The organism is Priestia sp. TRN 1309 (assembly GCF_050846875.1).
In the GTDB taxonomy this organism is placed as follows: domain Bacteria; phylum Bacillota; class Bacilli; order Bacillales; family Bacillaceae_H; genus Priestia; species Priestia zanthoxyli.
The window spans coordinates 227134-242028 of the sequence record NZ_JBOZGM010000004.1 but is presented as its reverse complement, the minus strand read 5'-3'; the positions used below and the strand labels follow the sequence as shown (position 1 = coordinate 242028).

Genomic DNA, 14895 nt, shown 5'->3' with positions numbered 1-14895 from the left:
GTATTAAGCTGAAACATAGAGGAAGGTGAAAGCTTTTTGCGCAATCTAATAACGCGGCCCTGGTCTACATTTTATGTAAAGGAAAAAGAACTAAGAGTTCCAGAAATTTCGTTGTACGCTATTTTAGAGAAAACAGCCAACCAATACGGGAAGCAAACGGCAATTATTTTTGAACATAAGAGAATTACGTATAGTGAATTAAAGCACCAAGTAGATTGTTTAGCCGCTTCTTGGAGAGATATGGGCGCTTACAAAGGGCAGCGAATAGGCTTAATGCTGTCCAATCATCCGGATTACATTATTTCTTATTATGCCGCCCAAGCGCTTGGGCTTATTGTTGTACAGGTAAATCCAATGTATACGCCAAGAGAACTCTTCCAAATTGTAAGCGATTCCAAAATGTCTTATCTTGTGACAGATTCAGGTGCATTAAACGCAGTTTGCGAAGTATACGAAAGCTATAAATTCAAGCATATTTTTGTATCCCAAGACCAGAAGAAGACTCAGGGTCATTTGTTCCATAGCCTAGAAGATTTAAAACGCTCTAGTCATCCCTTAGATAAACCTGCTGTTGTGTCTGTACATCAAGATGTAGCTGTTATTCAGTACACAGGAGGAACAACAGGACAAATGAAAGGAGCGATGCTAACACACTACAATTTGGTTGCAAACGTAGTCCAAAGTTATTGTATGTACGGAGAAAAAATGCTCTTAGGACAAGAAGTTATTTTAACTGCAACTCCTCTATATCATGTATATGCCATGACAAGTGCGATGAATTTAGGGATATATATTGGAGGAACGCTGCTACTATTTAAAAAATTTGAAGTAGATAACGTTTTGGAGTGTATAAAAACATATCGTCCAACTTTTTTCCCAGGTGTTCCTAAAATGTATAATGCTTTTGTGAATCATCCCGAAGTAGAAAGTTACGGACTGGAGTGCTTAAAACTGTGTTCCTGTGGATCAGCACCTCTTCCAATTGAAATTATTAAACGTTTTGAGTATTTAACAGGAGCGATAATTGGAGAAGGTTTCGGACTTTCTGAAGCATCTCCATCTACGCATCGAAATCCTACCAATGGCGTAAGAAAGATTGGAAGTATTGGAATTCCAATGCCTGGAACAGATTGTATGATTATTGACGATAATGCGCAAGAATTACCGCCTAGATGTGTTGGAGAATTACTCATAAAAGGACCCCAAGTCATGAAAGGTTATTGGAATAATGAAAAGGAAACGCTTCGCTCTTTGCAGGATGGATGGCTTTTAACGGGAGATTTAGCCACTATGGATGAAGAAGGTTACTTTTACATAGTTGGAAGAAAAAAAGAAATGGTTATTGTAGGGGGATTTAATATTTACCCTCAGGAAGTAGAGAGTATTTTGTACGAACATCCGGCTGTAAAAGAAGCAGCTGTAGTTGGTATTCCTGATCAATCGAACGGAGAGGTTATAAAGGCATATATTGTTCCAAAGGATGAGTGTCAAGTAGATTTAGAAGAATTAAAAGGACATTGTTATATGAAACTAACTCGTTATAAAGTTCCAAAGGAGTTTGAAATAAGGGAGTCTCTTCCTCGAAATGCGGTTGGCAAGTTATTAAAAAGACTATTGGTGCAAGAGGAACAAGAGAAGGAGGAACATAAAAATGCAAATTAAAGATATTAAACAAATAGGGGTCGTTGGATCTGGCGCAATGGGATCACAGATTGCTATGGTATGTGCCTTAGGTGGATACTCTGTTATTTTGCACGACGTTAGTGAAGAAAGTCTTACAAAGGCAAAAGAGTCTTTGCGTGGCCATATGAATAGAAAAATAAGCAAAGGTAGATTAACAGAAGAAGAAGTAAATAATGCATTCGGCAGATTGATATTTTCTTCTTCATTGGAGGAGCTGAATCACACAAACTTGGTTATTGAAGCTATCGTAGAACGGTTAGATGCTAAGCGTGAGCTCTTTGCAAAGTTAGATAAAATAGTCCCGGAGCACGCAATCTTAGCAACAAATAGTTCAACTATTGTTAGTTCAAAAATTGCTGATGTAACAAGCAGGCCAGAAAAAGTGTGTAACGTTCACTTTTTTAATCCAGCACTGGTGATGGAACTTGTAGAGGTAGTGCGTGGACCTCATACGTCAAAAGAAACAGCTCAATTGGCAGTAGAATTTGTAAGAAATATTGGAAAAACACCGGTTCTTTTGAAAAAAGAAATTTCAGGTTTTATTGCCAATCGTATCTTAGGCAAGTTAATGGATGAAGCTGTTTACTTACTAGAAAATGGATATGCTGATCACGAAGAAATTGATCTGGTTTGTACAAAAGCTCTAAATCACCCTATTGGTCCTTTCTCACTTATGGATTTAACAGGAATTGATGTAAATTATTTTGTTCGGATGCAGCGATATCAAGAAAGTGGTAATGAAGCTGATAAGCCCGCACAAATTGTGCAAGACAAAGTGCATAAAGGAGAACTGGGCCGGAAAACTGGAAAAGGATTTTACACTTACAATCAAGCAAAGGTTCAAGCATAAGAAAGCTCACGAAAAAGAACTGTCTTAAGACAAAGAAAGGAGGATATCAATGGTTCAACACGTAAGTGTCATTGGCGCTGGAACGATGGGACGAGGGATTGCTTACACGTGTGCGGCAGCCGGACTTTCAATTGCTGTACATGATATTGATCCTCATATGCTAAAGACCTGTAAAGAATATATAGCTGGACAATTTCAAAAAGCTTCAGAAAAAGAGCTCCTAACTGTTGAACAGGCAAACGCTTATTCTGAAAATATTTTATATACTACAAGTCTCGAAGAAGCAACTGAGCAAGCAGATTTAGTAATTGAAGCTGTTCTTGAAATTATGGAATTAAAGATTAAGATCTTTAAACAACTTGATAAATTTGCTCCTAAGCATGCTATTCTGGCGACAAATACTTCTACAATGAGTCCAACAGAAATTGGAGCACAAACAAGCAGACCATCTCAATGTATTGCTCTTCACTTTTTTAACCCCGTTCCCAAAATGAAATTAATTGAAGTTATCTGCGGATTAGAAACATCGGAGGACACGGTAGCTAAAAGCTTTCAATTTGGAGAGAAAATTAAAAAAGAATGTGTCAGGATTAACGAGTTCCCAGGCTTCGCAGTCAGTAGAATGAATTGTTTAATAGGAAATGAAGCAATGAAAATGGTAATGGAAGGTGTTGGAAGTATTAATGATATTGATAAAGCTATGAAGCTAGGTTTAAATCATCCAATGGGTCCTTTAGAGCTAGCAGACTTAGTCGGGTTAGATACGAGGCTGCGTAATATGGAATATCTCTATAAAACACTAGGTGAGACATATCGTCCTTGTCCTATTCTTACTAAGTATGTAAAAGCTGGAAGGTTAGGTAAGAAAACTGGAAGAGGATTTTATGAATATGATCATGAAAAGTAGCGAATTAGAAAATAGAAAGAAGGGTTGAGAATGGACTTTCGTCTAAGTGAAGACATTCAGTTTTTGAAAAAAAATGTGCGGGACTTTGTACAAACAGAAGTAGAAGCAGTAGCGATGCAGATAGAACAAGAGGATAAAATTCCGCAGCGAATTATCGACATGTCGAAAGATTTAGGCTTATTTGGACTAAGTATTCCAGAGCAGTACGAAGGGCTTGGAATTGGAATGGTTGGAAAGTGTGCACTATACGAGGAGATCGGAGCTACGCACAATGGATATACAACGTTAATTGGAGCACATACAGGAATTGGTACAGTAGGTATTGTAGAAATGGGCAACGACGAACAAAAACAAAGATATTTGCCCGCTATGGCTCGAGGTGAAAAAATTGGGGCGTTTGCGTTAACAGAGCCTAGTGCTGGTTCAAACGCTACGAATTTAAAAACAACTGCTGTGAAAAAAGGAGACAAATATATTTTAAATGGGACAAAGCACTACATTACAAATGCTACAGAAGCTGATGTGTTTACAGTAATGGCCATAACAGATCCAGATAAAGGGGCAAAAGGCATTACATCTTTTATTATAGAAAAAGATTTTCCCGGTTTTCATGTTGGAGCTGTAGAGAGGAAGATGGGGCTTAGAGGCTCACATTCAGCTGAAATTATTTTAGAAGATTGTGAAGTACCCGTTGAAAATGTATTGGGAGCAGAAGGTCAAGGATACGTTAACGCTCTAAAAATTTTAGCAAATGGACGTGCTGGATTAGCAGCACGCAATCTTGGTTCCTGCCAGAAGCTGCTTGATCTAAGTGCAGCGTATGCACAAGAACGAATTCAATTTGATGTTCCAATTATTGAACATCAAGCCGTATCACATATGCTTGCTGAAATGGCTGTAGACGTTGAGTCGTTACGATCATTTACATACCGCGTAGCATGGATGGTTGATGAAGGAATGAAAGTAATCAAAGAAGCGGCTATGCTAAAACTATTTGGTTCAGAAGCATACAATCGCGTTGCAGATAAAGCTGTACAAGTTCATGGAGGCATTGGCTATATTGCTGACTATCCAATTGAACGCTTTTTCCGAGATGCTAGAATCACCAGAATATATGAAGGAACATCTGAGATTCAGAAAAATATTATAGCTGGACAATTAAAAAAAGAATATAGTTAACGGTTAGTAAAGGAGGAGAAAAAATGCAAGAAGAAATCGTTATTGTAAGCGCTACCAGAACACCTATTGGGCGTTATGGAGGTGCTTTGAAAGAAGTCAGCTCCGGTCATCTAGCAAGTCTTGTTATCGAAGAGTCTGTAAAAAGGGCTAATATCGCGGCGGAACAAGTGAGTGAAGTTATTTTCGGAGAAGTAAGACAATCAACAGAAGCATCGAATGTTGCCAGAGTAGCGGCTCTAAGAGCAGGGATACCCGATACTGCACCAGCTTTTACCATCAATCGATTATGTGCATCAGGTATGCAGGCAATCGCCTCAGCTGTTCAGCAGCTACACTCAAATCAAGCAACAGTTGTGGTGGCAGGCGGAACAGAAAGTATGAGTCGTGCACCTCTTTATTTAAGAAATACACGTTTTGGAGGAGACAGATCTACTTTAGTAGATTCAAATACAGAAAATGGTCAGCAGCCTCAGGAGATATATGGTCAGCATCTAGGTATGGGAGTTACAGCGGAAAATGTAGCTGAAAGGTACCATATTTCAAAAGAAGATCAGGATGGTTTTGCAGTAGAAAGTCAACAAAAAGCTGCCAAAGCTATAAAAAATGGGGCATTTAAAGATGAAATCATTCCAGTTAAGATCCAACAAAGAAAAGCCACTGTTACAGTTGATCGAGACGAACACCCTCGCCCTCAAACGACAATTGAACAGCTATCGAATTTAAAGCCTGCTTTTAAAGAAAATGGAACTGTTACAGCTGGTAATACTTGTGGACGAAATGACGGAGCTTCTGCATTAGTTTTAATGAAAAGAAGAGAAGCTGAGCGCTTAGAGCTTAAACCTCTAGTAAGAATTGTCGATTGGGCGGCAGCTGGAGTTTCTCCAGAAGTTATGGGAATTGGTCCTGTTCCAGCTGTAAAAAAATTATTACAAAGGACTGGAAAAAAAGTAGAAGACATTGGGCTTTTTGAGCTGAATGAAGCATTTGCTTCTCAAGCTTTAGCTGTTATTCGAGAGCTTAATTTAGACGTAAATAAAGTGAACGTCAACGGAGGGGCAATTGCTCTTGGTCATCCTGTTGGAGCAACAGGCGCTCGTATAGTAACCACTTTACTTCATGAGATGATCCGGAGACAGGAGAGATATGGAATTGCTACTCTTTGTGTAGGTGGAGGACAAGGTATGGCAATCATGATTGAAACCATTCTTTAAATGTTAATAAGGAGAGGATTTTATGAAACAGCCTGTTATCGTATCAGCGGTTCGAACCGCCATTGCAAAACAAGGAGGAACTCTTGCTAATATAGATCCCTCCGTTTACGGCGCTGCTGTCATGAAAGAAGCAATCGAACGTGCTTGTATTCAATCAACAGATATTGATGATGTCATCTTTGGAAATTGTCTGGCTGGAGGAGGAAATATGGCAAGGTTAACGTTACTCGAAGCCGGTTTGCCTCTAGCAATTCCTGGTATGACCATTGATCGTCAATGCGGTTCAGGAATTAACAGTATAGGTCTTGCCGCTGATCAAATTCGAGCAGGAAATGGAGAGATCTTTCTTGCGGGTGGAACAGAAAGTATGTCACGTTCACCATACTTACTTGCACCACAAAGCAGACCTTACGATCGAATGCCACCTCAATTTATAAAGCGAAAACTTTCTCCGAATCATATTGGAGATCCTTCTATGGGGATTACTGCGGAAAACTTGGCTGAAAAGTACGAAGTAACGAGAGAAGAACAAGATTTATTTGCTTTAGAAAGTCAGCAAAAAATGACCAACGCGATAAACAGCGGATACTTTAAAGAACAAATTGTACCTATTAATATTACGAATAGAAAAGGAGAATCTTATTTATTTAATCATGACGAACACGTTCGTCCGAGTACGACCATAGAAGATTTATCAAAACTTTCTCCCGCCTTTAAAAAAGAAGGAAGTGTAACGGCAGGAAACTCCTCTGGTGTTAATGATGGAGCGTCAGCAGTTGTACTTATGTCCGAAAATCGTGCAAACGAAGAGGGCATAGAAGTATTAGCGAAAGTAAAAGAGTGGGCCGTTGTAGGAGTAGATCCAAATATGATGGGGATTGGGCCAGTGCCAGCTGTTCAAAAAGTGCTTCAAAAAGCAGGCTTGTCTCTTGAAGATTTAGATTTAATTGAATTTAATGAGGCGTTTGCTGCTCAGGTACTTGCTTGTAATCGAGAGCTATCTATGAATATGAAAAAAGTAAATGTAAATGGAGGAGCAATTGCTCATGGTCACCCTATTGCAGCAACTGGGGCTATGTTAATTACAAAACTGGTGTATGAAATGAAAAGACGGGATGCAAAACGCGCACTCGTAGCAGCCTGCATCGGTGGAGGGCAAGGCATTGCTTTAATACTTGAACGATAAAATCATCAATAGTGGAGGTATCGTAAATATGATTACATTTGCAAATATAGACGTGCTGAAAAAAGGACAGCTTGCTTATATCGTAATTAATCGTCCTGAGCAGAGAAATGCATTGACAAAAGAAACGTTAGAAGAAATAACAGAAGCCTTAGAAGAAATAAAGAAAGATGAAACGGTAGCTTGTTTAGTTTTTACGGGGCAAGGAGATAAATCGTTTGCAGCGGGAGCTGATATTGGTCAGCTGCGTGAAAAAACAGTGCTTGATGCGTTAAGCCAAAGCGGTATGCAGCATGTGTACAATCTTATAGAAGGTTTTGAGAAGCCAACTATTGCTATGATTAATGGTTATGCTTTGGGAGGAGGCTGTGAATTAGCCATGTCCTGTGATATACGAGTCGCTTCTACAAGTGCCAAGCTTGGTTTACCAGAACTAAATTTATCAATTATTCCAAGTGCTGGAGGAACCCAGCGCCTAGTCAGAATTGTAGGGAAAGGAAAAGCACTGGAGCTAATTTTAATGGGGAAAATGGTTGATGCCGATGAGGCCCTTCGAATCGGCCTTGTATCAGAAGTTGCTAAGCCGGAAGAACTTGAAGCAAAAGTAGAAGAAGTCGCCAATCAAATTCTGTCAAAAGGCCCGTTAGCTGTGAAGTTAGCTAAGATTGCTGTAAATTTAGGGTCCGACGTGGACATGAAAACGGGGTTAATGATTGAAAAGCTTGCTCAAGCTATTCTCTTTTCATCAGAAGATAAAAGAGAAGGAACAACAGCGTTTCTAGAAAAACGGAAACCTGAGTATCAAGGAAAATAAGAAAGGAGGAAGCGTGAGTTGCCAATTACAGTAGAGGATATCCGCGAAAAATTTGAAGAGAACCCGTTCTTTATGCATATAGGGTTTGAGATTGTTAGATTTGAAGAAGGAAATGTGAATATAAAGTTAGATATTAAAGAACATTTACTTAATATAAATGGAACCCTTCATGGCGGTGTTCATGCGACAATGCTCGATTATATCCTTGGCATGGTTACTCGATCTGTAACAAAAGCAAAGGTAGTGACAACAAATTTAACTGTTCATTACCTTTCGAGCATATCTCAAGGAGAAATCTTTGCGGAAGCTAAAGTGCTGCAGGAAGGATATAAACTTGCTTTTACTGAAGGAGAAATTAAGGATGGTCAAGGAAATATTCTTGCAAAAGGGATTGGTACTTTCAAGCTGATTCGAGATAAATGAAAAGAGGAGAATAACAGTGGGTCAATTAAAAGAGAACGTAGCGTATATCACTGGGGGAAGTAAAGGAATTGGCAAGGCAATCGCCAAGACGTTTTCTCGTGAAGGAGCAAAAGTTTGTATTGTAGATCTTAATGAACAGGAACTCTATCAAACGATAGAGGAATTTCAAATGGAAGGACTGGACGTAACAGGTTTGGTCTGTGATGTAACGAAACGAGAGCAAGTAGAGAGCAGTATGGAAGAAATAGTCCGTACATTAGGGAGCATTGACATCCTTGTTAATAATGCAGGATTAACGAGAGATAATTCTTTTCATAAAATGACTGAAGATGATTGGGATCTTATTATGAATGTTCATTTAAAAGGAACCTATTTTTGTAGCCAAACTGCTCAAAAATATATGGTCCAGCAGCAATTTGGGAGGATTATAAATATTTCTTCAGTGTCTGCGTTAGGAAACAAGGGACAAGCTAATTATGCAACTGCCAAAGCTGGCATACAGGGGTTTACTAAAACTTTGGCAATAGAGCTTGGCAAATTTGGTATTACTGTCAATGCAATTGCCCCTGGATTCATTGAAACTGATATGACTAAAGCTACCGCAGAACGACTAGGCCTTAAATTTGAAGAGTTAATCGAAGAAAAGAAAAAGGAAATTCCCATGCAACGTACTGGAAAACCCGAAGATATTGCAAATACGGCACTCTTTTTTTCATTAAAAGAATCCTCCTTTGTCAACGGTCAAATCTTATACGTAGCCGGAGGGCCAAAATTTTAATAATAGTAGTGTAAGAGCAAATGATTGGTGAGTTGTTAATACCAATCGTTTTTTTATAAGATTTATAAAAGAACGTTTGATTTAAATATGAATTATGATTTTTCTTTGAATCACCGGCTTGTTTCAATAGATAAAGGAACGGGTCACATACTTAATGCATTACTGAATTTTTTATAAATATTTCTCTTATAAGAGTGGGGAGATTAAGGCTTTTGGAATGGCATAAAACTTGCATTTATTTATGGCAAGCTGAAGGAATACTGCAAATCCTTTTTCAAAAAAAGAAAAAAATGTACCACTGAACCATTTGATAAACGTTTTAGCTGAAAGTTCAAAAATAAAAATGAAGAAAAGAGGGATTCATATGCGATGGTTTGTTCTTCTAATGCTATTTTTCGGCGCAGTTATTAACTTTGCAGATAAATCAATTATAGGGCTTGCAGCTGTTCCTATCATGAAAGAAATGAACTTATCTTATGCCGAGTGGGGGCTTGTAGGGAGTAGTTATTACTGGCTTTACCCCATAACAGGTATTTTCGGAGCAGCATGGGCCGATCGGATTGGAGCTAAAAAAGTCCTTGGCTTTTTAATGTTAACATGGGCTTTTTTACAATTTGGTGTCTTAGCTATTGCTGCTTTACCACTACTAGTTATTTACCGAATTTTATTAGGGGCATTTGAAGGCCCATTTAGTCCAGTTGCCTATAACCATGCAGATAAATGGTTTCCACCAAAGCAAAGAGGATTTGCTAATTCTATCGTAGTTGCTGGCGGAACTGTAGGAGCTATGATTGCCGCACCGCTTCTTGTTTCTCTAATTACTCTATTAGGATGGAAGGCTGCTTTTGCTTGTCTTGGACTAGCGAGTATTGTGTGGTTTTTCTTGTTTCAATTCTTTACCAAAGAGAGTCCAGTGAAAAGGTATCAAAAAGTGCAAAAGAAAAAGAAAGCACAGCTAGAAAAAATAAATGTAAAAGATTTTTTAAAACTCCTTGGGTCTCCTTCAGCTTTATTTACAACGCTAGCCTATTTTTCAACATATATTTTAGTTGTTTGGTTTTCAGTTTGGTTACCTATTTATCTAGTAGAAGCAATAAAAATGTCTCCTGGCGAAATGGGGTATAGCGTCGCGATTATTGGAATTGTTTCTGTGCTCATTTATACAGGAGTTTCGATGCTGTCTGATTATTTGTTTAAGAAAAACGAAAGCTGGCAGATATCAAGGATATTTGTAGTAGCGGGAGCTATGATAGCAGGAGCTTTACTATTAGCGTCTATTACAGTCTTTCAAAATCCGCTATGGGTGGTTATCGCTATGTGTCTAGCCAAAGGTTTAACCTACGCTATTTTGCCAATTGGACCAACTATTATGATTAATGAGTGGCCTGAACGCGGTGCATTAATGACAAGTATTTTAACTTCTTCAGGTAATATCGCAGGAATTATCGCTCCCATTTTAACTGGTTATATCGTTGGGCTAGCTGGAGCAAACAAAATTGCAGGTTACAACTTATCAATTATCTCAATGGCAATTCTCGTTTTGGTTTTTGGGATACTATTTGCGTTTTTTGTCAAACCATCTGGAGCAAAAAAGAAAGCTTTAGATCACGATGATTTATCTGAAAATTCAAATATAAAATATTCATAACCTAAAACAATCGATTATTGCACAAGACAAACCTTCGCGACTAAGGATGGCATAGTCTTATGAGGCGACGCCATTTTAATCAACTAATTATTTTCTCATAAAGACGTTGAATATACCTAATATAAATGGCTATAAAAAGGAGGGTAAAAGATGAAAACCCGTATTACAGAGTTGCTAAATATTCAATATCCGGTTATTTGCGGAGGTTTATTTAGAATTGGACGAGCTCCTTTAGCTGCTGCTGTTTCAGAAGCTGGCGGGCTCGGTATTATTACATCGGCCACTTTTGAAACAGCAAAAGAGCTGCGGCACGAAATCCGAAAAGTAAGAGAATTAACGGATAAGCCAATTGGCATTAATATTAACTTATTTCCAAGTGTGAAGCGGATGCCAAACGAAGCCTATATAGATGTATTACTAGAAGAAGGTATACGTATTGTAGAGACCTCTGGCAGAAGCCCTGAGCCATATATGAAAGTATTAAAAGACAATAACGTAGTCGTTATTCATAAAGTTGCCGGAGTGAAATATGCAAAAACGGCTGAACGAGTAGGATGTGACGCTGTAACTGTAGTGGGATTTGAAGCGGGAGGTCACCCTGGAATGGAAGATGTGGGAAATATAGTTTTAGTCCCTCAAACAGTTGATGCACTAACTATCCCCGTTCTTGCCGGTGGTGGAATTGCGGATGGACGGGGATTGGCTGCCATGCTAGCTCTCGGAGCAGAAGGTATTGTTATGGGCACACGATTCCTAGCTTCTCAAGAGGCACTAGTCCACGACAACGTGAAAAAGTGGATGGTACAAGCTTCAGAAGGAGATACGGCATTAATTCAAAAAACAATTGGTTCAACTTCAAGAGTCGCTCGAAATGCGATGGCTTTACAAGTGATGGATGCTGAAAGTAGAGGGGCTTCACTAGAAGAACTGTTGCCACTAATTTCAGGGAAAAAGGCTGTGCGGGTATATAACGAAGGAGATATCGATGCAGGAATCTTTTCATGCGGTCAATCTGTGGCCAGAATTCAAGAGATAAAAACGGTACAAGAAATCATTTTAGGAGTAGTAAATGAGGCAAAAGCCACTGTGGAAAGAATGGGAAACAGGTGGAGCAAAGTTAATGAATTAAAATAGTTAAGGGGTGAGAATAGTGAACTGGATTGGGAATAGGAAGTACCCTGAATCTCTGCCTCAGGAAATTGAAATTCCTTCATTAACGCTATATGACTTGTTGGAGCATTCAGCTCATCGTTACCCGTTACGAGTAGCGGTGATAGAAAGAGAAAAGGAGCTAACTTATGTTGAATTAAAGACAGCCTGTGAGCGTCTTGCATCAGCTTTACATCAAAAAGGATTTTGTAAAGGAGATCGAGTCGCTGTAATGTTACCAAATTGTACGGAATATATTATCTCCTACTATGCAGTTCAACGCTTAGGAGGAATTATTGTACAGGTAAACCCCATGTATCAAACGGATGAACTAGATTATATTTTACAGGATTCTGAAGCCGTATGGTTTATTAGTCGTGAAGACCAAAGGACAAAAATAGATCAAATAAACTTGAAGACTCCACTCAATTTTATTTCAACTAACAACAAGCAAAATGAAGAAGATAACCTTTATTTTTTGATTAAAAAAGGAGAGAAAGAACTTCCAAAGCTTAAAATTGAACCCAAGGAAGACTTAGCGGTTTTGCAATATACAGGAGGAACAACAGGTAAGTCTAAAGGAGTCATGCTGACTCATTCTAACTTGTTCTCCAATGTCTATCAAGATCTTTCCTGTACATTAAACGTTCTTCCACATCAAGAATCACCTGAACGAATGCTAGGTTTAGCGCCGTTATTTCATGTATATGGCATGGCTCGTATGAATTGTTCTATCTTTTCTGCTTCAACGTACATTGCTGTAGAAAGGTTTGAGATAAATGAAGTCATAAATTTAATTCGAAAGTACCGACCAACCATTTTTCCAGGTGTACCAACTATGTATGTAGCGCTACTTAACCATCCAGATTTAACAGCTGAGGATTTATCATGCTTTAAATATTGCAGTAGTGGTTCAGCGTCTCTCCCTATAGAGATCCTTCAAAGATTTGATCAAAAGTTTAATCTACCCATTTTCGAAGGGTATGGTATGACGGAAACGTCACCGACCACTCATAGAAATCCAGTTGTAGGAAAAAGAAAACAAGGAAGTATTGGTCTTCCCTACCCAAATACAGATGCTAAAATTGTAGATATTGAAAAAGGCATTACAGAATTGATGCCTGGTGAAGCGGGAGAGTTAATTATTAAAGGCCCCCAAGTAATGAAAGGTTACTGGAGGAAAGAGAATGAAACAGAAGCGGTAATACGACATGACTGGCTATATACAGGAGATATTGCTACTATGGATGAAGACGGTTATTTCTATATTGTAGGAAGAAAAAAAGATATGATTATTGCTAGTGGATATAACGTTTATCCAGTGGAGATAGAAGATATTATTTATCAGCATCCAGCTGTAAAAGAAGTATGTGTGTTTGGAGTACCAGATTTTTATCGAGGGGAAACCGTTAAAGCTGCGATTGTTTTAAAAACTGATGCATCTGCTACAGAACAGGAATTAGAAGAATGGTGCAATTTAAGGTTAGCTAAGTACAAGGTCCCTCGCTTGATTGAGTTTAGAAATAAGCTGCCTAAGTCCACGGTAGGAAAAATTTTGCGCCGCACATTAGTGGAAGAGGAAGAAGAGGAAGAAGAGAAAAGAAAGAAAGAAACAGATTAGGATTTCACTAAAAAAAGGATTACAACCGAGCCTCTGCCGATTGTAATCCTTTTTTATTCTTACTTTTTCTTTTGGCTTTTTGCACGATTAGCGTCAAGCTCAGCCGCATATTCTTCTTGAGACTTTCCTTGCTTTTGACTCTCAGACTGAATCTTTTTAAATTTGTTATCGTTTAAATTTGGCATATTAGCACCTCCTTGCAGACAGGGTTATTTTGTACAAACATTAAGGATTTATATGCTAAAAAGTTTTAATGAACTTGATTAGAAATTTCGCTCAATGCTGCACCGGCTTCATCAACATATACGTTCACGGTCGCAAGGTCACCGATTGCACAGATTCCAACCATATTATTATTCTCCACTACAATAATGCGGCGAATTTGATGATCGGCCATCATACGTGCACATTCATGAATATCCGTATCTGGAGAACAAGTAATCACATCTTTAGTCATACAATCATGGCAATGCACAGTGTTGCAATCTTTTCCATCCGCCACGCAGTTTAACACGATATCACGGTCTGTGATCATTCCCATTACTCGATTTTCTTGACACACTGGCACAGAGCCACAATTAATATCACGCATTAATTTTGCTGCAGCTGTTACTGGGTCGTGCGGTGCACAAGCTTTCACATCTTTAGTCATAACTTCACGTACTGTAGTCATTTTTAATTCCTCCTTTTAATTAAACATTCACCTCCGTATTTTCTCCATGCACATGCAGAATATGAGAATCAATAATTTCCTGAAAGCAAAAAATCTTGTAATAAAAGACGAATAAAAGAACGAACGCAGTGTAATAAACACATAAAAAAGAGCCTATTACACAAACTAAAGAGAATATGGTTTAGCTTACATTTTCGTAACGGCAGGAGTTGGGTACATAATGAAAGGAAAGTTAACGCTTTTGGCAGTACTTTTATTGCCTTGGCTGTCTATAATAAAAGTTGATAAATTTGTCTTTAAAAGATACCTACCTGTTTTGACATTTAGTTCATTAGTTATTGCTTTTATCAGTGAGTTATCTAAAAGCTTTACATGGTGGAAAGTGAGGAAACCTCTTTTCCCTAAACTTTCAAGCGACGTTTCTTTTATATTTGGACCGTTTTTTATAGCTAATTTTTGGGTATTCAAGCTGACCTATGGGAATTTCAAAAAATATTTGTTAATTAACATCCTATTTGACTATCTATTTGCTTATCCCTTGACCAGTTTGGCAGAAAAATTAAAGGTATACAAAATGGTCAACATGACGCGTTTTCAACTTTTTGTGATCTCGATTGCCACTGCTCTTATTAATTATTTCTATCATTATTTTATAGAAGATGTATTAAGGAAGAGAAGGCAATAGCTGATAGTTCGTTAACGTGAATTACTGCAAAATGATAAGGAGCCTCGCACGTTTATCATTCAGAGCTCTCTTTTATCGCTAGAGAAAATCA

At 38.3% G+C, this 14895-nt stretch carries 15 protein-coding genes; 13 read left to right on the top strand and 2 right to left on the bottom strand.

Annotated elements, in window-relative coordinates:
- The first annotated feature begins 36 nt into the window (after positions 1 to 36).
- The 12 genes from ACRPLQ_RS17435 (at position 37) to ACRPLQ_RS17380 (ending at position 13446) form a co-directional block, all read left to right on the top strand.
- Positions 37 to 1662 carry a long-chain-fatty-acid--CoA ligase gene (locus ACRPLQ_RS17435; protein WP_432236190.1) on the top strand — a complete coding sequence of 542 codons (1626 nt, stop codon included), beginning with the start codon at positions 37 to 39 and terminating at the stop codon, positions 1660 to 1662.
- Positions 1652 to 2533 (top strand): 3-hydroxyacyl-CoA dehydrogenase family protein, encoded by an 882-nt coding sequence (locus ACRPLQ_RS17430; RefSeq protein ID WP_034264632.1) that lies wholly within the window; start codon positions 1652 to 1654, stop codon positions 2531 to 2533. Before ACRPLQ_RS17435 ends, ACRPLQ_RS17430 begins: the two co-directional genes overlap by 11 nt.
- Before the next feature lie 49 nt (positions 2534 to 2582).
- Positions 2583 to 3440, top strand: coding sequence for a 3-hydroxyacyl-CoA dehydrogenase family protein (locus ACRPLQ_RS17425; protein ID WP_028413730.1), 858 nt, complete (start codon positions 2583 to 2585; stop codon positions 3438 to 3440).
- Positions 3441 to 3470: 30 nt separating this feature from the next.
- Positions 3471 to 4619, top strand: a complete 1149-nt coding sequence (locus ACRPLQ_RS17420; protein ID WP_028413729.1) for an acyl-CoA dehydrogenase family protein — start codon at positions 3471 to 3473, stop codon at positions 4617 to 4619.
- 23 nt (positions 4620 to 4642) lie between these two features.
- On the top strand, positions 4643 to 5830 hold the full coding sequence (locus ACRPLQ_RS17415; protein WP_028413728.1) for a thiolase family protein: 1188 nt from the start codon (positions 4643 to 4645) through the stop codon (positions 5828 to 5830).
- 22 nt (positions 5831 to 5852) lie between these two features.
- A complete protein-coding gene (locus ACRPLQ_RS17410; RefSeq protein ID WP_311265309.1) occupies positions 5853 to 7016 on the top strand; it encodes a thiolase family protein in 1164 nt (387 codons plus the stop codon).
- A 28-nt stretch (positions 7017 to 7044) separates the two neighbouring features.
- Positions 7045 to 7827 (top strand): enoyl-CoA hydratase/isomerase family protein, encoded by a 783-nt coding sequence (locus ACRPLQ_RS17405; RefSeq protein ID WP_051137089.1) that lies wholly within the window; start codon positions 7045 to 7047, stop codon positions 7825 to 7827.
- A gap of 18 nt (positions 7828 to 7845) precedes the next feature.
- Entirely contained in the window at positions 7846 to 8250 is a 405-nt protein-coding gene (locus ACRPLQ_RS17400) for a PaaI family thioesterase (RefSeq protein ID WP_028413725.1), read from the top strand.
- Between the two features lie 16 nt (positions 8251 to 8266).
- Complete coding sequence (gene fabG, locus ACRPLQ_RS17395) at positions 8267 to 9028, top strand: 3-oxoacyl-ACP reductase FabG (RefSeq protein WP_108674613.1); 762 nt, start codon at positions 8267 to 8269, stop codon at positions 9026 to 9028.
- Positions 9029 to 9392: 364 nt separating this feature from the next.
- Positions 9393 to 10676 (top strand): MFS transporter, encoded by a 1284-nt coding sequence (locus ACRPLQ_RS17390; protein ID WP_051137088.1) that lies wholly within the window; start codon positions 9393 to 9395, stop codon positions 10674 to 10676.
- A 150-nt stretch (positions 10677 to 10826) separates the two neighbouring features.
- A complete protein-coding gene (locus ACRPLQ_RS17385; RefSeq protein WP_034264623.1) occupies positions 10827 to 11810 on the top strand; it encodes an NAD(P)H-dependent flavin oxidoreductase in 984 nt (327 codons plus the stop codon).
- A gap of 16 nt (positions 11811 to 11826) precedes the next feature.
- Positions 11827 to 13446 (top strand): long-chain-fatty-acid--CoA ligase, encoded by a 1620-nt coding sequence (locus ACRPLQ_RS17380; protein WP_432236189.1) that lies wholly within the window; start codon positions 11827 to 11829, stop codon positions 13444 to 13446.
- A 59-nt stretch (positions 13447 to 13505) separates the two neighbouring features.
- Here the strand turns inward: ACRPLQ_RS17380 and ACRPLQ_RS17375 are convergent, their stop codons facing one another.
- Together ACRPLQ_RS17375 and ACRPLQ_RS17370 are read right to left on the bottom strand one after the other, a co-directional pair.
- Complete coding sequence (locus tag ACRPLQ_RS17375) at positions 13506 to 13631, bottom strand: hypothetical protein (RefSeq protein WP_013056562.1); 126 nt, start codon at positions 13629 to 13631, stop codon at positions 13506 to 13508.
- 65 nt (positions 13632 to 13696) lie between these two features.
- Positions 13697 to 14119 (bottom strand): CBS domain-containing protein, encoded by a 423-nt coding sequence (locus ACRPLQ_RS17370; protein WP_013056563.1) that lies wholly within the window; start codon positions 14117 to 14119, stop codon positions 13697 to 13699.
- Between the two features lie 220 nt (positions 14120 to 14339).
- Between ACRPLQ_RS17370 and ACRPLQ_RS17365 the strand changes: the two genes are divergently transcribed.
- Complete coding sequence (locus tag ACRPLQ_RS17365) at positions 14340 to 14804, top strand: hypothetical protein (protein WP_028413721.1); 465 nt, start codon at positions 14340 to 14342, stop codon at positions 14802 to 14804.
- The last annotated feature ends 91 nt before the right edge of the window (positions 14805 to 14895 follow it).